This is a genomic window from bacterium (genome assembly GCA_035703895.1).
GTDB lineage: Bacteria > Sysuimicrobiota > Sysuimicrobiia > Sysuimicrobiales > Segetimicrobiaceae > Segetimicrobium.
Genome location: DASSXJ010000155.1, coordinates 1 through 21,440, shown reverse-complemented (window position 1 = coordinate 21,440; position 21,440 = coordinate 1). Strand labels below are relative to the sequence as shown.

At 66.2% G+C, this 21,440-nt stretch carries 23 protein-coding genes; 12 read left to right on the top strand and 11 right to left on the bottom strand.

All coding sequences use genetic code 11. The annotated features are described in order from the left end of the window. The 5 genes from VFP86_10815 to VFP86_10795 all read left to right on the top strand — a co-directional run. A partial coding sequence (locus VFP86_10815; GenBank protein HET9000129.1) for a hypothetical protein occupies positions 1-214 on the top strand: 214 nt, incomplete at its 5' end. Between the two features lie 68 nt (positions 215-282). Continuing rightward, positions 283-834: a GNAT family protein gene (locus VFP86_10810; protein ID HET9000128.1), complete on the top strand. Its 552-nt coding sequence runs from the start codon at positions 283-285 to the stop codon at positions 832-834. After that, positions 831-1,691, top strand: coding sequence for a DMT family transporter (locus VFP86_10805; GenBank protein ID HET9000127.1), 861 nt, complete (start codon positions 831-833; stop codon positions 1,689-1,691). Before VFP86_10810 ends, VFP86_10805 begins: the two co-directional genes overlap by 4 nt. A 14-nt stretch (positions 1,692-1,705) precedes the next feature. After that, positions 1,706-2,347 (top strand): gamma carbonic anhydrase family protein, encoded by a 642-nt coding sequence (locus VFP86_10800; GenBank protein ID HET9000126.1) that lies wholly within the window; start codon positions 1,706-1,708, stop codon positions 2,345-2,347. Positions 2,348-2,395: 48 nt separating this feature from the next. Continuing rightward, the gene (locus VFP86_10795; protein ID HET9000125.1) at positions 2,396-4,033 is read left to right on the top strand and encodes a thiamine pyrophosphate-requiring protein; all 1,638 of its coding nucleotides are present in this window, start codon (positions 2,396-2,398) and stop codon (positions 4,031-4,033) included. A 2-nt stretch (positions 4,034-4,035) separates the two neighbouring features. On the opposite strand, the gene VFP86_10790 is transcribed toward VFP86_10795, so the two are convergent. The 5 genes from VFP86_10790 to VFP86_10770 all read right to left on the bottom strand — a co-directional run bounded on the left by VFP86_10790 (position 4,036) and on the right by VFP86_10770 (position 8,673). Continuing rightward, positions 4,036-4,740, bottom strand: coding sequence for an ABC transporter ATP-binding protein (locus tag VFP86_10790; protein HET9000124.1), 705 nt, complete (start codon positions 4,738-4,740; stop codon positions 4,036-4,038). Continuing rightward, positions 4,737-5,453: an ABC transporter ATP-binding protein gene (locus VFP86_10785; protein HET9000123.1), complete on the bottom strand. Its 717-nt coding sequence runs from the start codon at positions 5,451-5,453 to the stop codon at positions 4,737-4,739. Before VFP86_10785 ends, VFP86_10790 begins: the two co-directional genes overlap by 4 nt. Further along, on the bottom strand, positions 5,450-6,412 hold the full coding sequence (locus VFP86_10780) for a branched-chain amino acid ABC transporter permease (protein ID HET9000122.1): 963 nt from the start codon (positions 6,410-6,412) through the stop codon (positions 5,450-5,452). The genes VFP86_10785 and VFP86_10780 overlap by 4 nt, the downstream gene beginning before the upstream one ends. Then, a complete protein-coding gene (locus VFP86_10775; protein ID HET9000121.1) occupies positions 6,409-7,275 on the bottom strand; it encodes a branched-chain amino acid ABC transporter permease in 867 nt (288 codons plus the stop codon). Before VFP86_10775 ends, VFP86_10780 begins: the two co-directional genes overlap by 4 nt. Positions 7,276-7,359: 84 nt before the next feature. Further along, positions 7,360-8,673, bottom strand: a complete 1,314-nt coding sequence (locus tag VFP86_10770; protein HET9000120.1) for an ABC transporter substrate-binding protein — start codon at positions 8,671-8,673, stop codon at positions 7,360-7,362. A 115-nt stretch (positions 8,674-8,788) separates the two neighbouring features. Between VFP86_10770 and VFP86_10765 the strand changes: the two genes are divergently transcribed. From VFP86_10765 to VFP86_10750, 4 genes are all read left to right on the top strand, one after another. Next, positions 8,789-9,892 carry an Ldh family oxidoreductase gene (locus VFP86_10765; protein ID HET9000119.1) on the top strand — a complete coding sequence of 368 codons (1,104 nt, stop codon included), beginning with the start codon at positions 8,789-8,791 and terminating at the stop codon, positions 9,890-9,892. 77 nt (positions 9,893-9,969) lie between these two features. Next, entirely contained in the window at positions 9,970-10,296 is a 327-nt protein-coding gene (locus VFP86_10760; protein HET9000118.1) for a hypothetical protein, read from the top strand. 238 nt (positions 10,297-10,534) lie between these two features. After that, positions 10,535-10,810: a hypothetical protein gene (locus tag VFP86_10755; GenBank protein ID HET9000117.1), complete on the top strand. Its 276-nt coding sequence runs from the start codon at positions 10,535-10,537 to the stop codon at positions 10,808-10,810. A gap of 160 nt (positions 10,811-10,970) precedes the next feature. Beyond that, positions 10,971-12,911: an SMP-30/gluconolactonase/LRE family protein gene (locus VFP86_10750; protein ID HET9000116.1), complete on the top strand. Its 1,941-nt coding sequence runs from the start codon at positions 10,971-10,973 to the stop codon at positions 12,909-12,911. Positions 12,912-12,926: 15 nt separating this feature from the next. On the opposite strand, the gene VFP86_10745 is transcribed toward VFP86_10750, so the two are convergent. Then, positions 12,927-13,730 (bottom strand): methyltransferase, encoded by an 804-nt coding sequence (locus VFP86_10745; protein HET9000115.1) that lies wholly within the window; start codon positions 13,728-13,730, stop codon positions 12,927-12,929. A 118-nt stretch (positions 13,731-13,848) separates the two neighbouring features. On the opposite strand from VFP86_10745, the gene VFP86_10740 reads away from it, so the two are divergent. Further along, positions 13,849-14,535 carry a Crp/Fnr family transcriptional regulator gene (locus tag VFP86_10740; protein HET9000114.1) on the top strand — a complete coding sequence of 229 codons (687 nt, stop codon included), beginning with the start codon at positions 13,849-13,851 and terminating at the stop codon, positions 14,533-14,535. Between the two features lie 10 nt (positions 14,536-14,545). On the opposite strand, the gene xpt is transcribed toward VFP86_10740, so the two are convergent. From xpt to VFP86_10720, 4 genes are read right to left on the bottom strand one after another with little or no spacing between them, the layout of a single operon-like run. Continuing rightward, on the bottom strand, positions 14,546-15,115 hold the full coding sequence (gene xpt / locus VFP86_10735; GenBank protein HET9000113.1) for a xanthine phosphoribosyltransferase: 570 nt from the start codon (positions 15,113-15,115) through the stop codon (positions 14,546-14,548). A gap of 12 nt (positions 15,116-15,127) precedes the next feature. Next, positions 15,128-15,997, bottom strand: a complete 870-nt coding sequence (locus tag VFP86_10730) for an ABC transporter permease (GenBank protein ID HET9000112.1) — start codon at positions 15,995-15,997, stop codon at positions 15,128-15,130. Then, complete coding sequence (locus tag VFP86_10725) at positions 15,998-16,936, bottom strand: ABC transporter permease (GenBank protein HET9000111.1); 939 nt, start codon at positions 16,934-16,936, stop codon at positions 15,998-16,000. A 24-nt stretch (positions 16,937-16,960) separates the two neighbouring features. After that, positions 16,961-18,595 (bottom strand): ABC transporter substrate-binding protein, encoded by a 1,635-nt coding sequence (locus tag VFP86_10720; GenBank protein HET9000110.1) that lies wholly within the window; start codon positions 18,593-18,595, stop codon positions 16,961-16,963. Between the two features lie 131 nt (positions 18,596-18,726). On the opposite strand from VFP86_10720, the gene VFP86_10715 reads away from it, so the two are divergent. After that, positions 18,727-19,887, top strand: coding sequence for an FAD-binding oxidoreductase (locus VFP86_10715; protein HET9000109.1), 1,161 nt, complete (start codon positions 18,727-18,729; stop codon positions 19,885-19,887). Positions 19,888-19,977: 90 nt separating this feature from the next. Then, positions 19,978-21,270 (top strand): ABC transporter substrate-binding protein, encoded by a 1,293-nt coding sequence (locus VFP86_10710; protein HET9000108.1) that lies wholly within the window; start codon positions 19,978-19,980, stop codon positions 21,268-21,270. Positions 21,271-21,284: 14 nt separating this feature from the next. Here the strand turns inward: VFP86_10710 and VFP86_10705 are convergent. Next, a partial coding sequence (locus VFP86_10705; GenBank protein HET9000107.1) for an ABC transporter ATP-binding protein occupies positions 21,285-21,440 on the bottom strand: 156 nt, incomplete at its 5' end.

Below are 21,440 nucleotides of genomic sequence, written 5' to 3'. Positions count from 1 at the left end.
CAATGTCTACCTCCAGACGTCCGGCATCTACCGTGAGGACTGGATGGAGGACATGTCTCAGGCACTGGGCGCCGCCCGCCTCGTCTTCGGAAGCGGCGCCCCGTACTACGACCTGGGGTTCGAGCTCGAACGGATCCGCCGCCTCCACATCCCGGCCGCCGACCGGGAAGCGATCGCAGGCCCGAACTTGGCCCGGCTCCTCAACCTGGCCTAGGCCCCGCTTCGGTGACGCGTCGCCGGCCACATCCACCCAAGGTTCCCAAGGAATTTTGGGGGCCGCGGGTGCTCCTCCGGTCTCTCACGCTCCGGGACGCCCCCGCGGTCTGGGAGGCCATAGAGGAGTCGCGCGAGCGCCTGGGGGCGTGGCTTCCGTGGGTCGGCACGGTGCGATCACTCGACGACGAGCGCGCCAACATCGTGAGGATCCGCGCCAGCTGGATGCGCCGCACGGGCCTCACGGTCGGCATCTTCGACCGCGCTACCGGACGGTATCTCGGCGGGAGCGGCCTCCACCGGATCAACTGGGACCTCCGCATCTTTGAGATCGGGTACTTTATCCGGACGTCGGCAGAAGGACGAGGTTACATCGCGGAGACGGTGCAACTGCTCACCCGGTTCGCCTTTGACCGCCTGCAGGCCAACCGCGTGGAGATCTACGTCGACCCCCGCAACGTCCGCAGCGCGCGGGTGCCCGATCGGCTCGGCTTCGTGCTCGAGGGGACGCTGCGGCGGGTGAGGCTGGACGTGGACGGCCGCCTCGCAGACCGGCAGATGTTCGCGCTGATCCGGGAGGACTATGATCGCCTCTCTTGGAGGGGAGGTCGCGGCTCGTGACGCCCGCCGCCCTCGGGCTCGTCCTCGGCGCGGCGTTCATCCACGCGACCTGGAACCTGCTGGCAAAGCGGGTAGGGGGCGGGCCGGCCTTCGTCTGGTTGTTCGGGTCCGTTTCCTCTCTCCTGTATGCGCCGCTGGCCGCCGCGGTCATCTTTATTGTCAGGCCCCACATCGGCGCGGTGCAGCTCCTCTTTATCGTGGGCACCGCGGTGCTCCACCTGGTGTACTTTCTGATGCTGCAGGGGGGCTACCGGTTAGGCGATCTCTCCCTGGTGTATCCTCTCGCGCGGGGGACCGGACCGATGCTGTCGAGCGCTGCGGCCATCGTGTTCTTCGGTGAGCGCCCGACCCCAATCGCCATCGCGGGCACGGTGCTGGTGGGCGCGGGAATCTTCTTGCTCGCCGGCAACCCGGCGGCCCTCCGAGGCGCCGGGGCGCGCCGCGCCGTGGGATTCGCCGTGCTGACCGGCGCGACGATCGCCGCCTACACGCTCTGGGACAAGCGCGCCGTGAGTGTATTGGGCATCCCGCCACTGCTCCTCGATTGGGGGAGCAATCTTGGGCGGACCCTCCTCGTGGCTCCCGTCGCATTCGCCCGATTCGACGCGGTCCGCGCGGTGTGGCGTGCGCACCGGCGCGAGGTCATCCTGGTCGCGCTGCTCACGCCGATGGCATACATTCTCGTCCTGACCGCGTTGGTCTTCACGCCGGTCAGCTACGTCGCTCCGGCGCGGGAGATCAGCATTTTGGTGGGGACGGCGATGGGCGCCCGTCTTCTGGCGGAGGGCGATGTTCGTCGCCGCATGTTTGCAGCCGGCGCGATGGTCCTGGGCGTGACCGCGCTGGCCGTCGGGTGAGGAGGGAGATCGGTATGCGAGTCGAACACCTGGGGCGCCAGCCACTGGTTGACCCAAGCGCCTGGATCGCCCCCAACGCCGTGCTTTCAGGACCGGTGACGATCGGCCCCAACACCCGCGTGCTCTACGGCGCGGTGCTGACCGCCGAGTGTGGGGCAGAGGTCATGGTCGGCGCGGAGTGTGTCATCATGGAGCACGCCGTCCTGCGCGGGGCCGGCCGGTTTCCATTGTGGATCGGCGACCACGTGCTTGTGGGGCCCCACGCGTATCTCTCGGGATGCCGCGTGGGGGCACGGAGTTTCATCGCCACCGGCGCCATGGCCTTCAACGGCTCGGCCGTAGGCGAAGCCTGCGTGATCGCGCTGGGTGGAAAAGTGCATGTCGACACTGAGCTCGCCGATGGCACGTGGGTCCCGATGGGCTACATCGCCTTCGGGCGGCCCGGGCGTATTCATCCGCCTGAGCAAGCGCCCGCGGTCCACGAGGCGATGAACCGGCTGAGTTTCCCCCGGTATGTCTTCGGGGTCGAGCCCGACGGCAAGAGCCGGGCGGAGATTATGGACGAGATCACTAACAGATACACACGGGCGCTGGGCGCACACCGCAGCGATCGGATCGTGCTCGATCCCGGATCGGGTTCGTCCGGAACGTCCTAACGTCCGCGACGTCGATGTCGTAGCGCACAGACAGGAGGGATGAGGACGATGAAGGTCGCAGCCGCGGTCGCAGAGATCCTGAAGCGCGAGGGCGTGGAGTTCCTCATTGGTTATCCGGTGAACCCGATCATCGAGGCCGCGGCCGGCGCCGACATCCGGACGATCATCGTCCGCCAGGAGCGCACCGGCCTCCACATGGCCGATGCGGTGAGCCGGATCTCCTCGGGCCGGCGGATCGGCGTGTTCGCGATGCAGCACGGCCCCGGGGCGGAGAACTCGTTCGGCGGCGTCGCCCAGGCGTACGGCGATTCGGTGCCGATCGTGGTGCTGCCCGCAGGGTACCCCCGGCATCTCACCAACGTCCCGCCCAACTTCAACGCGGCCCTGAACTACCGTCACGTCACGAAGAGTGCGGAGCAGGTGTTGCTGCCCGGCGAGGTCCCGGCGGCGATGCGGCGTGCGTTCACGCAGGTCCGGAACGGACGGCCGCGCCCCGCCCTCGTCGAGATCCCGACGGACGTTTTTCGCGAGGACGTGCCTGAGCCGTTGAATTACCGCCCGGCCCCCTCCGCGCGGACCGCTCCCGATCCGCGCGCCGTGGACGAGGTCGCCGCGGCGCTCGTGGAGGCGGAGCGCCCGGTCATCTACGCGGGCCAAGGGGTGCACTACGCGCGCGCCTGGGGAATCCTCCGAGAGCTCGCCGAGTGGCTGGGCGCCCCGGTGACCACAAGCCTGGAAGGCAAGAGCGCCTTTCCGGAGACCCACCCGCTCTCGCTCGGTTCGGGTGGTCGTTCGGTCCCCAAACCCGTCCACGACTTCCTGCAGCGCAGCGACGTGATCCTCGGCATCGGCTGCAGCTTCGCCGTGACGAACTACGGCGTCGCCATGCCGGCCGGGAAAACGATCATCCACGCCACGCTCGATCCCAGCGACATCAACAAGGACATCCCGGCCGATCACGTCCTGCTCGGGGACGCGGGGTTGATCTTGGAGGGGCTGCTCGCGGCGGTGAAGGACCGGCTGCGCTCGGCTCGGCGTGACCAGGCGGCGAAGACCGCCAAAGAGATCGCGGCCATTCGGGCGGAATGGCTGGAGCGATGGATGCCCAAGCTGACGTCCGAGGAAACGCCGCTGTCGCCGTACCGCGTCATCTGGGATCTGCTGCACACGGTCGACGTCCCCAACACCATCATCACGCACGACGCAGGAAGCCCCCGCGACCAGCTCTCGCCGTTCTGGCAGCCTGTGACCCCGCTGTCGTACATCGGCTGGGGGAAAACCACCCAGCTGGGGTACGGGTTGGGCCTGGCGATGGGCGCCAAGCTGGAAGCGCCCGAGAAACTGTGCATCAACGTGTGGGGGGACGCGGCGATCGGGTTCACCGGCATGGACTTCGAGACGGCCGTGCGGGAGCGCATCCCGATCCTGTCGGTCATGCTCAACAACTCCTGCATGGCGATCGAGTTGCCCATCATGCAGGTGGCGACCCAGAAGTTCCGCAGCACCGACATCTCGGGCAACTACGCGGCGCTGGCGCAGGCGCTGGGCGGGTACGGTGAGCGCGTCACCGAGGCCGGCGCGATCGTGCCGGCGATCACGCGCGCGGTGAAGAAGACGCAGGAGGGCGTCCCGGCGCTCCTCGAGTTCATCACAGCCAAGGAGATCGAATTCTCGGTCTTCAAATAGCCTTACTGCCGCACGCCTAGATACCGCTCGATCACTTCGGGATGGGCCGCCAGGTCGTCCGGCCGGGCCTGGTGGACGACGGCGCCGTTCTCCATGAAGGCGACCCGGTCGGCCACGCGGAGCACCGCCTCGAGTTTTTGCTCGACGAGCAGGATCCCGACCTGCCGATCCCTGAGCGCGCGTGTCGTCTCGAGCAGCCCCGTCACGAGCGTGGGCATGAGGCCTTCGGTCGGCTCATCGAGGAGGAGGAATCGTGGATCCATGCACAGGGCCCTCGCGGTCGCCACCATCTGCTGCTGTCCGCCGCTTAACGTCCCCGCCCGCTGCCGGAGTCGCTCCTTGAGCGCCGGGAAGAGGTCGAGGGTCCGGGAGAGCGTCTTTGGCCCACCGCCTCCGGCCAGCAGGCCCATTTGCAAGTTCTCTCCAACGGTCAACTGCGGGAAGAGCCGCCGGCCCTGCGGGACGTAGCCGATGCCGCGCCGGGCAATCAGGTGCGGAGGGAGAACGGTCAGCTCTTCCCCGTCCAGCCGAATGCTACCCGAGATCGGTGTGACGAGCCCCATGATCGCCTTGAGCGTCGTCGTCTTGCCGGCGCCGTTCCGTCCCGTCAGACACAGGATCTCCCCCGCGGAGACGCTGAGCGACGCCCCCCGCACGGCGGGGGCACCCTCATAGGCGCAGTCGATCGCGTCCAGGGTCAGCGTCATGGGCCTAGGTACACCCGCTGCACCTCGCGGTTCGCTTCGATCTCTGCCGGCGCTCCCTCCGCGATGATGCGTCCCCTGTCCATGACCGAGATCCGCTGGGAGAGGCCCAGCACGACCTGTATGTTGTGCTCGATCAGTAGGATGGTGGCGTCATTGGCGACCGACCGGATGAGGCGGGAGACCGCGCCGATCTCCTCCTTCGCCAAACCCTGTGTGGGTTCGTCGAGCACGAGCAGCTGGGGGTGAAGCGCCAGCGCCATCGACAGCTCCAACAGCTTCTGGTGCCCGTGGGGGAGCGATCCGGCCGGGCGGTCACGCGCCCCGGCGAGGCCCGTCTGCGCCAGCGCGTCTGCAACCTCGTGGGCGAGGACGTCCCGGTCGCGGCCCCCCAGTCGCCGCTGCACCGCCAGCGCCACGTTCTCGAAGGCGGTGAGATGCTTGAAGACGCTGGAGATCTGAAACGTGTAGACGATCCCAAACGCGACACGGTGGTACGCTTTTGTCCTGGTGATGTCCCGGTTCTTGAACAGGATCCTGCCGGAGGTGGGGGCGATCCTGCCGCAGATCATGCTGACCAGCGTCGTCTTGCCCGCGCCGTTTGGCCCGATGAGCGCGTGGATCGCGCCCCGCTCGATCCGGAGGTCGACGGATCCAACCGCCTCCACCCCCCCGAAGCGCCTGGAGAGGGCGCGTGTTTCGAGCAAAGCGGTCACGGCAGCCACGGAACCCACCGCTGCCGGAGTGCGCCCACGATCCCTGAGGGAAATCGCATCACGAGGGCCACGAGGATGACGCCGACCACGATCAAGTAGCTCGACGTAAACCGGCTGGCGGTCTCGATGGTGTACGTCATGACCGCGGTGCCGACGAACGGTCCGAGCGCGGTCCCCGATCCACCAAGCAGCGTCCATACCAGTGGATAGATGGAGTAGAGGATCGCAGCAAACGAGGCGCCGACGTAGGACGTGATCACCGCATACACCGACCCGCTGAACCCGGCGATGGCGGCGGAGATGGTGAGCGCGAGCAGCTTGTAGGCGAAGGTGTTGTACCCCAACATGCGCGTGCGGTCCTCGTTCTCGCGGATCGCCACCAGCACCCGTCCGATCGGCGACCCGACGAGCCAGAGGCTGATCCCGAGGCACACGGCGAAGGTCGCGAGCGCCAGGTTGTAGCGCACCACCGGTTCCGAGAGCGTCACCCGCAGCGCGCCGAGCGAGATCGGGGGCAGATGCCCCGCCAGCACGAATCCTTGATCTCCCAGCGTGATGCGGTTGAAGTAGAGCGTGGAGAGATAGAACACCTGCGCAAACATCAACGTGACGATGAGGAAAGACGCCCCGCTCGTCCGGAGCGTCAGCGCCCCGATCACGACCGCAAGGACGAGACTGGCGGCGATGCCGAGGAGGAGCGCCTCTGGGGCGCCGACGCCCAGGTAGAATAGCGGCAGGCCCGCGCCGTACATCCCAGCCGCGAAGAACATGGCATGGCCGAGGCTCATCAACCCCGTGTAGCCGAGGAGGAGGTTATACCCGATCGCGTACGCGGCCAGCACCATGATCCGGGCCAGGAGCATGTGGTGGAACGGCGGCACCACGACCTGCAGGCACACCAGCGCGGCGATGAGGGCCGCGTGGATCGCCACGATGGCGGAGCGGTGATCGCCCCTCATGCGGACTCCGCGCCGAACAGGCCTCCGCTCTTGACCACGAGGACGAGGGCGACGAGCGCGGTCGAGACGATCCTGGCCAGCGTGGGCGAGAAGAACACCGACACGATCCCGTCGCTGAGGCCGATCAAGAATGCCGCGGCGACGGTCCCCCCGAGGCTCCCGAGGCCCCCGACGATCACGACCGTGAAGGATGCCAGCAGGGCATCGAGACCCATGAGGTAGTGGGCCGGCTGGGTCGGGATGATGAGGGCTCCGGCGAGCCCGGCAAGCGCAGCGCCGAGGGAGAAGGCGACACCGAAGATCCGGTGGACCGGCACCCCGAACGCCTGGGCGATCTCCTGGTCCTGTTGCGTCGCGCGCATGTACAGCCCGAGCGTCGTCGCGGAGACCACGCGCCAGGTCGCCCACAGCAACGCGGCGGCGAGCCCCGCGACTGCCAGTTTGTACCCGGAGTAGCCGAACCACGGGAAATCGATGCGGATATAGAACGGAGGAGACACGGTCCGAGCGTAGGGCCCGTAGATGCTCAGGACAAGCTGCTGGAGAATGTACAGGAGCCCGATCGTGGCGACGATCGTGGCCTGAGGTTCGTAGCGGATCGGGCGGAGGATCACCCAGTTCACGAGTGCGGCGACGCCTGCGACGAAGATGGGCGCGGCGACGAGGGCGAGGCCGAAACTGGATGTGGTCGATGTGATGTACCAGGCGGACACCGCGCCCAGCATGAAGAACTCGCCGTGGGCGACGTTGACGATGCGCATCACGCCAAAGACCATCGAGAGACCGAGGGCGGTGAGCGCCAAGATGCACCCGGTCACCGCCCCTTCGAGGAGCGCGAGCACGAGCCGGCCTTCGAGGGTCATGAGGGCACGGCGCGCGTACGGTGCGCGGGACCCTTACTGTGACGGCGACGCCGTGGAGCGCCGGGCGTCCACGACAGCGGACCGTTACAGGGGTTGTTTCGTGTAGTCGGCCTCGGGAGGATAGAGCGAGTCCTCGACCTTGGTCTTGTGCACCACCGTGAGTCTCTTTGTGTCCACCCGCGAGATGAACTGCTGTCCGAAGGCCTGATGGATCCGCCCCACAAACTTCTTCGGGCCCTGGGGATGTCCAACGCCCTCGCTGAACCCCTGGAAGCGTTCCAGGGTCTCGATGAACGCCTTGTAGTCCTTCGGGCCGGGACGCTTGTAGCCGCTCTGCTCAACCGTCTGTTTGATCACGAAGAGCGTTTCCCACACCCCAAACATGTGCGAATACGTCGAGACGTCCTTGGGGTCTCGGGCACTCGCCCCCGACGCGCTGACCCCGAGCCGCTCCCGGTACGTTCGCTCGAATGAGGTGTTGTACCCGCCAGCGTAGCGCGGAAACGCTTCCCAAAAGTGGCTCCCTTCGAGAAACTCCAGGCCCGGGCTGGCCAGGTCGACGCCTTCGAGGGAGTCGATGAACCCGAACAGGTGAGGCCGCTTGGAGCCGAAGTACTCACCCAGCTCCTTGACGAAGGTCGGCACGCCCGGACCGACCATCACGTGGTACAGGACCTCGGTATCGGCGGGGATGCGCGAGAAGTACTTCGTGAACGACGTCTCCGTCGGCGGGATGGGGATCAGCGCCTGCACCGTCGCGCCCAGCCTGGCCGCCCCTTTGCCCCAGAAATCGCGGTGATCGTACCCGAATGCGTAGTCGGGGTAGATCATCGTGATCTTCTTCCCGAGGTTGTTGACGATCCAGGACGAGATCGCGGTGAGCTGCGCGCGCACGTCCGTGATGCCCGGCTGGAAACAGTAGCGATTCAACTTTCCCGAGGCCACGTGGTACCCTTCGCTCACCACCAGGTAGGGGATCTTCAGCTCGCCGGCCCTGGGGGCGGAACCGATCACGACGTTCGAGAACAGGGTTCCAAAGATGAGGTCGACTTTGTCTTCCGAGGTGAGCTTCTCGACGGCGATGGCACCCCGGGCAGGATCCGTGCCGTCGTCCTCACTGACCAGCCGCACCGGACGTCCCGCCATCCCGCCTTTCTCGTTGATATAGGTCGCGGCCGCCGCTGCGGTCCGCTCCCACCACCGGCCGTAGACCGCCCCGATTCCGGTGCGGTGCACCTGGAATCCAATCCGCAGCGGATTCTCGGGGGAAGCGGCGTAGACTACCTGACGCAATCCGGATGGCACGAGAGGGCGCGGGCCGACCCCGGCGATGCCTGCTCCGACGACGATCCCCGCGGCCCTGAGGGCTTCCCGTCTCGAGATCCTCTTCGTAGACATCGCCGTCCTCCCTGGACGTCACGTGGCAACGATGATTGGTACCGGTGGTTCGACGTTTTCGCAAGGCCACCCTCCCCGGGCAGGGGTCACACGCCGTGCAGCGAAATCATCACGCGTGGCGCCCGCAATGTGGATCTGCCCGCCTGAGCCTCTCCAGATCTTCGCGGTCGGCGTGTTCACGGCGATGGGCGCCGAGCCGGACATCGCCGACGAGGTCGCGGGCCACCTGATCCGGGCCAACCTCTCGGGCCACGACTCCCACGGCGTGATCCGGATCCCGGCGTATATGAAAGAAGCCGATCGTGGGATGTTGCAGCCGGCGGCTCGGCCCACGATCGCGCGCGAAACCGAGGCCGCCGCGGTGGTGGACGCGCACCGGGGTTTCGGGCAGTACTCCACCTTGTTCGCGCTCGACTGGGCGCTCGGGCGGGCGCAGCGGCATGGGCTCGCGGCGGTCGCGGTGCGCCACTCGACCCACATCGGCCGTCTCGGGGAGTACACCGAGCGGGCGGCCGATCGGGGCGCGATCGCGGTCGTGACCGTAGGCGCGGCGGGCCCTCAGGTCGGGGGAGTCGCGCTCCACGGCGGCGCGGGCCGTTTCCTTGGAACAAACCCGTGGTCGTTTGGCGTGCCCGGGGTCCATCGGTCGATGGTCTTCGACGCCGCGACGTCGGTCGTGGCCGAAGGCAAGGTTCAAGTGGCCCGGGCCAAGGGAGCGGAACTGCCCCCCGGATGTCTGATCGACCGCGACGGCAAGCCAACGCGGTCCCCCGGAGATTTTTATGAGGGCGGCGCGCTGCTGCCGCTTGGAGGCGAGGTGGCCGGGCACAAGGGCTACGGGCTGGGCATGGCATCGGCGCTGATCGGGGGGCTGGCCATGATTGATGATGTCGATCCCACCAGTGTCGGCGCGCCCGGGCCGCAGTCCACGCCTGGCCCGCGGAGCCGCATCGGCGGGGTCTTCCTGATCGCGATCGATCCCGGTGCATTTGGAAACGGGGAACACTTTCGGGCGATGGTCGACGAGATCCTGGCAGAAGCCAAGCGCATGCCGCCGCGGTCCGGTCAGACCGACGTCCTGGTGCCGGGTGAGCCGGAACGGCTCAGCCGCACCCGGCGGGCGACCGAGGGGATTGGGGTGGCAGGGGCGACCTGGAACGAGCTGGCGGCCATCGCCGAACGTTTCAACGTGCCCCTTCCGGAACACCGTCCGGCCTAGGCGGGGAATTGGGTACTACATTAAGGAAAGAAGAGGTCACCATGCTCCGATCGTACGCCAAGACAGGGAGGGCCAGTATGCCGAGAACGGTATCCATGATCGCCTGCCTCGCACTCGTGATCGCGCTGTTCGCTGGAGTAGCCTCGGCTCAGACAACCCAGCTTCCGGTTACCCCCCAGCCGCTGCCCCCGGCACCGCCGGCGCCGACTCTGTACCTCGGCCCGCCGGTCCAGCACCCAACCGGGGGGCAGTTCCCCTGGGTGGCGAACCTGAAGGCGTTCTCGCCGGAAACGAACGGAATGTCCCTGCCCGGATATCTCCGGCAACTCGTGTATTGGCAGACGGGCAAGTGGATCACGATCCACGACGCCGGGCGGGTCGTTCAACAGCAGCAAGCCTCGTAGCACGCGGGATGTCGCAGGTCGCCGGGGAGGGAGCATGCTCCCTCCCTTGATCTTTTCCGCCGGTGGAGACGTTGCCGTACCTTTGATAGAGGTCTCGCGCAACTTTTCTGTGGGTCCTCCCGCCTGTGGGCATTCGTATTGGGCACATCATTGATGGTGCCGGGCGGTCCCGGGGAACCTTTGCCGGCGTGACCGCGCTGACAAGGCACAGGTGATCGCAAAGGGGGTCGGTGCATTCATGACTCGCAAAGACTTTCTCGCGACCGCGGCGGGCATCGCCGCGACGCTCGCCGCATCCACGGCGGCGCTCGCACAGACGACGCCGAACCGCGGCGAGGTGGGGAGCGCGCGGAACATCCAGTTCGTGCGCCAGCGGCTAGAGGCTCTCATCGATCAATTGCAGTACGACCGGCGGGACTACGGTGGATATCGCGTGAGGGCGATCGCCGCCTTACAGCAGGCGCGCGCCGACCTCGATCAGGCCCTCCAGTGGGACGCCACGCATCCCCATTGAACGAGGCGCATGGCGCCAGGGGAGCCGCGGAGCATTACTCCGCGGCTCCGAATATTTATCCCTCCCGCGCTCTGTTGAACACGGTCTGAAGATGCAGCCGAGGGGGAACACACAGGGCTGTACATGCCGGCACGGGTCTCAGGCATGGAGGCGTCGCGGTATGTGGTGCGTGTTGGCACTGATCCTCGTCCTTTCGAGCACCGCACCGTCCGGACTCGCCCAGGCCGATGCGCCCATTCTCTTCGGCAGTGCGTTTCGGAATACACCGCCGGCAGGGCCGGCCACGAGCGTCGGGTCCGCGTCTTATCAGCGATTACTAACCCCCCGAGGACTGCTCTTCGGCGTCGACGGCAACCTGTACGTCAGCGCCTACCAGAAGGACGCAGTGCTGCGCTTTGATGGGCGGACGGGGGCGTTCCTCGATACCTTTGTTCCCCCCGGCCGCGGCGGGTTGCGCGGACCGGAGGGACTCGCATTCGGCCCCGACGGGGACCTGTACGTCAGCAGCGGGAAAACCAACACAGTGATTCGCTACAACGGGAGGACAGGGATACTGGTCGACGTTTTCCTCCCCCCGGGCCGCGGCGGCCTCCACGGGGGGAGAGGCCTGACCTTTGGCCCGGACGGGAACCTCTATGTCAGCAGCGGTGACACCAATGCGGTGCTGCGCTACGACGGAAAAACCGGAGCGTTTATCGATGCGTTTGTCGCTCCCGGCCGGGGCGGATTGCAGAAGCCGGATGGCCTCGCCTTCGGCCCCGACGGAGACCTCTACGTCTGCAGCTCTCACGCCGTGCTCCGTTATAATGGCAAAACCGGCGCATTCGTCCACGGGGTCTCGTTGACGTTCCCTATCGCCGGCCTTGTCTTTGACCGCGACGGCACCCTGTATGTGACCAGCACGGATTACGGGGGGTCCGTGCTGCGCTTCGACGGAAAGACGGGAACGCTCATCGGCTACTTCGTCAGGCATCCCGGAGGACTGCAATCGCCGAATGGCTTGGCGTTCGGCCCCGACGGGAACCTCTACGTCAGCGGTTCTGCGAACAACGCCGTGTTGCGCTACCAGGGCAAGACGGGTGCCTTTCTGGGCATCTTCGCGAACCCCGCGCCGGGCGGCCTCTTCGGACCTGATGGATTGACGTTCGGGCCCGACGGAAATCTTTTCGTCAGCAGCCGAGAGACGAACGCCGTGCTGCGGTACAGCGGGGCGACGGGGGCATTTATCGACGCCTTCGTTCCCAGCGGCCGAGGCGGACTGCGGAGCCCTGCGGGCCTCGTCTTTGGCCCGGAAGGGAGCCTGTATGTCGTGAGTGCGCTCTTCGACGCCAGTGGCGCCGCGGTGCTGCGCTATGATGGGAAATCGAGCGCGTTCATCGCGCCCTTCGTCCGCGGCGGATTGCGGGACCGCCTGGATTGCTTGAGACCCCAAGTGAATTTCTACCTGAACGTCCCCCGTCGCCCAGCGAGGGCCGGTATCGACTGCGGTCTGCAGGCGTGGGCCGTGACGTTTGGCCCGGACAGGAATCTCTACGTCAGCGCAGGCGGCCCAAGCGCGAGCGTGCTACGGTACAGCGGACGGACCGGCGCGTTCATCGATGCGTTCATCCCGGCTCGCCGCGGCGGGCTGGAGGGTCCAACCGATATGATGTTCGGGAGGGATGGAAACCTCTACGTGACCGGCCTCTCCGCCGTGTTCCGCTACAACGGGCGGACTGGTGCGTTCATGGATCGCTTCATCCCCTGGGGCCTGAATGCGCCTAGACCCTGGAGCTCGACCTTTGGGCCCGACGGGAACCTCTACGTGGGCGGTGAGACGCTCGGGGTGCGTCGCTACAATGGCCGGACGGGCGCGTTCATCGACACCTTTGTCCCGTATGGGCGGGGAGGCCTCCACTACCCCATTGGCCTCGTCTTTGGGCCCGATCGGAATCTGTATGTCTGCGACGCCAGTGCCGAAACGAACGGAGTGTTGCGATTCAATGGGACGACCGGCGCATTCATGGACACGTTTGTGTCGTTCGCACCTGTGAGGTCTGTCCGAACCACGTTTCGCCCTGCGCATCGATATGCGAAGGAATCCAACCCGCCTCCTCACTAGAAATGCCGCATGATCTCACGTGTCACCGACGGTAGAACATCGGCGTCCCCATACTGTAAAGAGCGTGGCTCCCACCGCAAAGAATGAGGGATCCTTTAGAAGCGCGAAGTACGCCTCGATCTCACCTGCGGTCGCGTACCCTGCGTTGATGATATCTCCTCGCAATTGATCAACCGTCAACCGTGCAACCTCAGCTCTTGCGCCCGCGTACCGCAAGGCAACGTGGCCCTCGCCCTGCAGGGCAGTCAGCCCGCGCGCGTGGAAGAGGCCATACAAGCGCCGACCGAAGTCGTACACGTGACCTCGGGCAGTCATCACCTGTTCAACAGCGTTCTCCATCTTCACGTAGAGCTCGCGGCTGGCAGCGTCTGGTGGAGATGCCGGTGCCACCGAAACGTTATCCAATTCTTCACACAAGAGCCATCCCCCAGGCTTAAGCGCGGACACCATTCGCCGTAAAGCCGTATCCCGCTCAGGAAGATGGGACAGCACCATGCGCTCGTGAATCAGGTCAAACGCACCCTCAGGAAGGTCGTCCGTGACGATATTATGCCGGAGCGCCTCGAGATTGGCGTAATCGAGGGCTTTAAGAAAGCGCGTGTCTAGATCAGTCGCGACGACGTGCCCGGTCCGCCCGACGCGCTGGCACAGCCATTCGGCGATGGAGCCGCCTCCGCCCCCGATCTCCAGGCAGTGCCACCCATCCCCCACGCCGAGTGTCTCAAGATGTCGAATGGTGTTGGGATCAAATCGCGCCTCGATGCCCCGAAGTCGCTGGCGTGCGTTCTCCCATACGTTGTCGAACGAGTACCTCCCCATAGATGCGGGAGTAACTTTGACGTGGGAAGACACATTCCTCGGGGGAGGAGCTCGGGTAGTTGTTCACAGCCCCGCCCCCTGAGTGTATTCTAGGGGAAGATCCCAGAGGGGGCCGGAAATGTCGAGCGTCCTCGTCTTCAAGCGGAACCCGCTGTTCGCCCAACTCTCCATGGAACAGCTCACCCGTCTGGCCGGCCTCGCCCGCCCGCAACGGCATGGGAAGGATCGCGTGATCTTTAATGAAGGCGATGCGGGCACGGCCTGGTACATGATCGTGAAGGGCCGCGTGAAGATCTCCAAGAGTTCCCCCGACGGCAAAGAGCGGACCTTGGTCCTGCTCGGCCCCGGGGATGTCTTCGGGGAGCTGGCCTTGATCGACGGGGAACCGCGCTCGACGGACGCGGTGGTCACCGAAGACTCCGAACTCCTCGTCGTGTCCCGCGAGGATTTCCTCACCTTCGTGCTGGATCAGCCGCAGGTGGCGATGAGCCTGCTGGTGGTCTTGAGCCAGCGGTTGAGACATACCAACCTGCTCGTCCACGACGCGGCGTTCTTCGACGTGCGGGGCCGGCTCGCGCGCGTGCTCCTGGAACTCGGGCGGGGGGAGCGTGAGACGGAGCCGGGCGGCGCGCTTGTGTGCCCTCGATTGACTCAGTCGGAGCTCGCCAGCATGGTGGGGGTCACCCGAGAGAGCATCAACAAGTGGCTCCGGTACTACGAGCGGAGCGGCACGGTGACCCGGCGCCACGGCCGGCTGGTCGTGCTCGACCCGCAGCGCCTCCTGGCGGACATCTCCTACGTCTAGGCCGGGATCGCTACCCGATGTCGATTTTTCCGTCGCGCATATCGGTGACAATCGCCAGCGCCTCTATCGGGACCCCGAGCGAACGGAGCGCCGTGCGTCCGCCCTCGAAGGCCTTTTCGATGACCACGCCGATGCCGACGAGCGTGGCTTCAGCGGCGTGGGCCAGGCGGGCTAGGGCGAGGATCGTGAGCCCGGTCGCGAGGAAGTCGTCAACGATCACGACCCGGTCCCCGGAGGCCAGGTACTCGGGGGAGACGATCAGCTCGACCGCCTGTCCCTTCGTGTGCGACGGCGCGACGGTCAACAGGACCTGATCGGGCATCGTGATCGGTCGGGTCTTCCGCGCGTAGATCACCGGCACCCCGAGGTGCATGGCCGTGCTGAGCGCGGGGGCGATCCCCGAGATCTCCGCGGTGAGCACCTTCGTCGCCCCGGCCCGCTCGAAGCGGCGGGCCAGTTCGCGGCCGCAGTCGTTCATCAGCAGCGGATCGATCTGGTGGTTGATGAATCCGTCGACCTTGAGGATGCCCCCTCCGAGGTTGCGGCCGTCGCGCCTGATGCGTGCCTTGAGCGCTTCCACACGGATCTCCTCTCAGACCCGCAGCCGGGGATCGATGACGTCGCGGAGCGCGTCGCCGACCAAGTTGAAGGCGAGGACGGCCAGCAGGATCGCGACCCCGGGCGCGATGGACAGCCACGGCGCGTCGATGAGGTAGGGGGTGCCCTCCCGGATCATGTTGCCCCACGTCGGCGTGGGCGGGGAGACTCCCAAGCCGATGAAGCTGAGGCTGGCCTCGATCCGGATTGCGGCGGCAGCCAGCAGGCCGCCGAGGACCACGAGCTCGCCCAAAATGTTTCGGAGGATGTGGCCCACGACGATCCTCCAGGCGCCGGCGCCGACCGCGCGCGCGGCGTCCACGAACTCCTGCCGGACGAGGGAAAGCGTGGTTCCGTGCGCGATCCTCGCGAACGGTGGGGAGAGGACGATCCCGATCGCAAAGATCATCTTCCCGAGCCCCGGGCCGAGCACCGCGAGCACGATGAGCCCGAGCAAGAGACTCGGAAACGCCATTAGGATGTCCACGAACCGCATCACGACACTCTCCACGCGGCCGCCATAGTACCCAGCGACGAGCCCCATCGCCGTCCCGGTAACCCCCCCCAGCGCGACCGCGCCGACGCCCACGAGGAGCGAGACGCGGCCCGCGTAGAGGATTCGCGCCAAGACGTCCCGCCCGAACGTGTCCTGACCCAGGAGGTGTGCTCCCCCCGGCGGCCGGAGCCGCTGGGCCGTGTCTTGGTTGAAGGGGCTCCATGAAGTCAATAGCGGCGCCATAATCGAGACGGCGGCCAGTCCGATCGCCAGCGCGACGCCCACGAGCGAGACCCGGTTGCGCAGGAACGTCGCCCAGATCCGCTGGCGCTCGGTCCGTCCCCGCAGAGCCACTGCTGCCGTACTCATTTAGTATCGAATGCGCGGGTCGACGAAGCCATAGGCCAGATCGGTGGCGAGGTTGATCAGCACGACGAACGCGGTGTACACCACCATCACGGATTGGAGGGACGTATAGTCGCGCTGCAGCATCGCGCCGACCATCATGCTGCCCAGCCCCGGGCGCGCGAACACGATTTCGGTCGTGACCGAGTCGCCGATCAGCGCGATGCTCCACAGCCCCGCCAGCGACACGATGGGGATCAGCGCCGCGCGGAGCGTGTGCCTGATCGTCACGACGCGTGGTTGCAGCCCTTTCGCCCGCGCCGTCCGGACGAAGTCCTGCCCGAGCGTATTGAGGACCGTCGACCGCGTGAAGCGGGCCACCGCGGCCGCCATGACGAGCCCGAGCGTGGCGGCGGGCAGGATCAGATGACGAACGGTGTCGCCGGGGCTCGTGAGATCCCCGGCGCCTACGGCAGGGAGCAGCCGCAGTTCGATCGCGAACAGCAGGATGAGGAGGATGCCGAGATAATACGCAGGGACCGAGAGCCCGAATAGAGAGACCACGCGGCCGATCGAGTCGGGGAGACGGTTGCGGGTGAGGGCGTTCATCACCCCCACGGGAACGCCCGTCAGGGCGCCGATGATCAGGGCCAGGAGGGTCAACTGGAGCGTATAGGGGAGGTTGTGGGCAATCTCGTCGCGCACCGGCGCGCCGGTGATCAGGGATTTGCCGAGGTCCCCCCGGACGAGGCCGGCCACGTATCCCCCGTACTGCAGCGGGATCGGACGATCGAGCCCCAGGCGCTGCCGGAGGGCCGCCACAGTGTCGGGGGAAGCGTAGTCGCCGAGCGCCGCCTGCGCGGGGTCACCCGGGAGAATGCGCACGATCACAAACACGATCGTGATCACGCCCAAAAAAATAGGTAACGCGAAGAGCAGCCGGCTCAGGATATACCGGATCATTCGTGCCGGTCTCGATCGGGCGCCTTACCCCCGCTGGACCCGCGTGGTCTCATCGATGCCAGGGTACAGCGCCAGGACGGACTTGAGCGGGTGCCCGTAGTCGAGTCCGGCGGACCGCGCGTACACCTGGTTGGCGTACGAGACCGGATAGGCGACCATATCTTGCAGGATCTTGACTTGCGCCTCTTTCCACATGTCCACTTGTTTGGCGGCGGTAGTTTCGACGCGGGCCTTGTCGATCAAATCATCGATCGCCGAATAGTGCGCGAAGTTGGTGTCGGGATGGGCGCCGCTGACCACGGCCGAGGCCGAGTGGTAGAAACTGCGGAGGTAGATCTCGGCCGTCGGGCGGAACGCGACGTAGATCACGATCGGGTTGGTGTCCTTCCGGATCAGCGCGTGGTAACTGGGGTGGTCGACCACGCGGAGGCGGATCTGAATGCCGACCTTGGCGAGCTGGGCCTGCATCGACTCGTAGTGGACTTTGTAGATGTTGAGCTCGGACGTGACGAGATCGAGTGAGAAGCCGCCGGAGACGCCGGCTTCTGCGAGCAGGCTCTTGGCTTTCTCGAGGTTCGTCTTGTAGTCCAGGCCCTTCGCCACCACTTCGTTCTCGGTGAGAGCCCCGATCGTGAACGGGGCCAGTGGGGCGTAGATCTTTTGCCCGACTTTCTTGCCGATCAGCCCGAGAAACTCGTCTCGGTTGAGCGTGTAGGCGATCGCCTGCCGGACCTCCTTGCGGCTGAGCTGGCGGACGGTCTGGTTGAAGTAGAGGACGGTCGATTCGCCGACCCCGAAGATGTCCACCTTGAGCTTGGGGACCGCCTGCATCTTGCCCACCCAGGCTTCGTCTTGCTGCCCGTTGATCCCGTCGAGCTGGCCGCCGCGCAGCCCCAGCTCGCGGCTGAAGCCATCCGCCATGTACCGGTAGTCGACCCCGTCGAGTTTGGCCCGGCCCCGGAAGTATTGCGGGTTGGGGGCCAGTTCCATCCGCTCTTTCGGGCTATATCGTCGGAGGATGAACGGGCCGGTCCCCACCGGATGGGTCTTGACGCCGTCGAGCCCGTAGGCCTCAACCGCCCGCTTCGACACGATAAATCCGCCGGCGTAGTTCGTCACCAACGGGTAGAACAGATTGGGCGAGAGCGGGGAGTCCAAGACGATACCGACCGTCGTGGGGTCGAGCGCCTGGAAGGTCATGCCGGTGTAGAGGGCGGAATAGGCCGACCGGGCTTTGTCGGCCGCCTTTTGCAACGAATAGACGACGTCTTCGCTGGTCATTTCATACGCCGGGACCTTGTCGCTCGGATGCCACATCACGCCCTTCCGAAGTTTGAACGTCCAGACCTGCTTGCCGGCGACGACGGTGGGCTTTGGAAAGGCGGCGGCGAGATCCGGCTCGAACGCCGAGCCGTCGCCGGGCTTGAAGCGCAACAGGCCGTTGAAGATCATATCCACCAGCGCTCGATCCTGCGTTCCCGCAGCGTAGTGCGGATCCGCGGTCCCGAGGTCCGCCTCCGACTGGCCGAAGTGGAGGATGTTGTCGGCCGCAGCGGCGCGAGAGGTCCGAGCCAGGACAGATTCACCGATGCCTGCGGCCAGCGCCGTTGAGAGGAACCGGCGCCGGGTGATCTTTTTCGTCACGTTACGTGCACTCACGATCGGGCCTCCTCCGAACTCGGTTCCCGGATAGGATCATGGGCGAATTAGACGCGAACCCGAAGTTCGCCTCCTCCGGAGCGCATGAGCAGAGGAAAGGCCGGAGCCCGAGCCTAAAGGGAGTGCCTCAGATGGACAACGCGAGCGAGGTCGTCGTCGTTGGCGGAGGGATCAGCGGGACGGCCGCCGCATATGAGCTGGCCCGCGCCGGCGTCTCCGTGACGCTGGTCGAGCAGGCGGATTTGGCCAGCATGGCCTCAGGCTGGACGCTCGCGGGCGTTCGCCAGTCGGGCCGCCATCCATCGGAGCTTCCGCTTGCGCAGGCCGCCGTGCGGCGGTGGGTGACCCTCGGCGAGGAGCTCGAGGCGGATATCGAGTACCGGCAAGAGGGGAACCTCCGTCTCGCCCGTACCCCCGAGGAGGTCCCGATCATTGCCGGGCTCGTGGAGGAGCAGCGGCACCTCGGTCTCGACCTTGAGTTCCTCCCTGATCCCGCGTCCGTCCGCGCGGTCGCGCCCGCGATCTCGGACGCCGTGCTTGCCGCCTCGTACTGCCCGACCGATGGCCACGCCAATCCCACCGCGACCGTCCGCGCGTTCGCGGAGGCGGCCCGGCGTTGCGGTGCCGTCGTTCGGACCGGAACCGAGGTGACCGCCCTCACTATGGTGGGAAGCCGGGTCACGGGCGTGCAGACGGCGGGCGGCCCTATGGGGGCCGACGTCGTCGTGCTGGCTGCGGGTGTGTACACGGATCGCCTCTGCAGACTGGCGGGACTGGATCTTCCATATAAGGTAGAACATGTTGCGGTGGTGCAGACGATCCCGCTCCCCCCGCTGATCCGGCAGGTCATCGGCGTGGCGAACGGGGACTTCGCCGGCCGTCAGGAGGTTGGAGGCCGGGTGCGGATGACGGGTGATTCCTTCCCATGGGGCTGGCCCGACGGGCCGCTCGGTCCGGAGGACGTCCAGCCGCCGGCGTGGGCGGTTCGGGTCGCGCTCGACCGCGGCGCGGCCGTGCTGCCGGCGCTCTCAGGGGCGAAGATCGCCCGCGTCTGGGGAGGGTTGATCGACGTCACCCCCGACGCACTCCCGGTGATCGAGCGGGCGCCAGAAGTGGAGGGACTCATCGTCGCCGCGGGCTTTTCAGGTCACGGGTTCTGCCTGGGGCCCATTACGGGGCAGCTCATCTGCGAATTGATCACAAAGGGGACGCCGTCCCTGCCCCTCCATGCGTTCCGGCGGGCGCGGTTCGCGGGTTTTGTGGGAGCGACGCGGGCCCGGCTGCACGGGTGAGTTCATGTGGAATTCACCTGGACCCGGCAGGATCGGGTGTTCTGGCCCCGGTATGTTGCTCGGGAGAGCCTCGTGAGGGAGGGCAGTAGAATGGTGAAACGTCTGGCAGTCTTGGTCCTCGCGTTCGCCGTGTTCGTCCCGTTCGCCCCAGCCGGCCCGGCCGGGGCGGCGCTCGATCTGAAGTTCTTCTATCCCGTCAGCGTCTCCGGCCCCCTGGCCAAGGTGATGGACGGCATGGTGGCCGACTTCAACCGCCTCCAGCCAGGGATCCACGTGACCCCGGTGTTCGCGGGCGGGTACTTCGAAACGATGGCGAAGACGCAGACGTCCGTCCAAGGCGGAAGCCCGCCGGACGTGGCGGTGCTGCTGTCGACGGACCTGTTCACGCTGCTGGACATGAACGCCATCATCCCCATGGACGCGTTCATCGAGCAGGCGGGGGGCGACCGTTTCCGGCAGGACTTCTTCGAAGCGTTCTGGCTCAACTCGCGGATCGGTAAGACGATTTACGCGATCCCGTTTCAGCGCAGCACGATCGTGCTCTACTACAATAAAGACGCGTTTCAAAAAGCCGGACTCGATCCCGCAAAGCCGCCGAAGAATTGGACGGAACTCGAGCAGTACGCGCAGAAGCTGACCGTCCGCGATGCCTCGGGCAACGTGTCCCGATGGGGTGTCGGGATCCCGACCACGGGGTTTACCTACTGGCTCTTTCAGGGATTCGTCGCGGAGGCAGGAGGCAAGCTGGCGAACCAGGAGGGGACGGAAGTCTACTACAATACCCCCCAGGCGAAGCGCGCGCTTGGCTTCTGGTTTGCGCTGCAAGACATGAAGGTGGAGCCGCCAAACGTCACGGACTGGGGAACGCTGCCCACCGAGTTCGTCGCGGGGAAGTTTGCGATGGTCTATCATTCGACCGGCAGCCTGACGTTTGTGCAGAGCAACGCTCAGTTTCCATTCGGGACCGCGTTCATGCCGGCGGACAAGCAATACGGGACCCCCACCGGGGGCGGCAACCTCTACATCTTCAAGAATATCCCCCCCGAGCGGCAGAAAGCCTCGTGGGAGTTCGTTCAATGGATGACCGCCCCGCAACAGGCGGCGCGGTGGAGCGAGGCCAGCGGCTACGTCGCGGTCCGCAAGTCCGCGTTCAATATTCGACTCTTCCAGGAGTACACCGCGAAGTTCCCGGCGGCCCTCACCGCTCGGGACCAGCTGCAGTACGCGCAGGCCGAGCTTTCCACGCACAACGGTGGCGAGGTCCAGAAGATTCTCTCGGACAATCTGCAGGCGGCGCTGACCCGCTCGAAGACGCCCGATCAGGCGCTTCAGGTCGCGCAGCAGCAGGCGGACCAGATCCTGAGCCAGTTCAAGAAGAAGTAGCCCTCGGCCGGGCGTCAGCCCAAGTACGCGCGCCGCACCGCCTCGTCTCCCCGCAGGCGGTCGGCCGGGCCTTCCTTGACGATCCGCCCGGTCTCGAGGACGTATCCCCAGTGCGCGACCTCGAGCGCCAGGTGGGCGTTTTGCTCGACGAGGAGGATCGGGACGCCTCT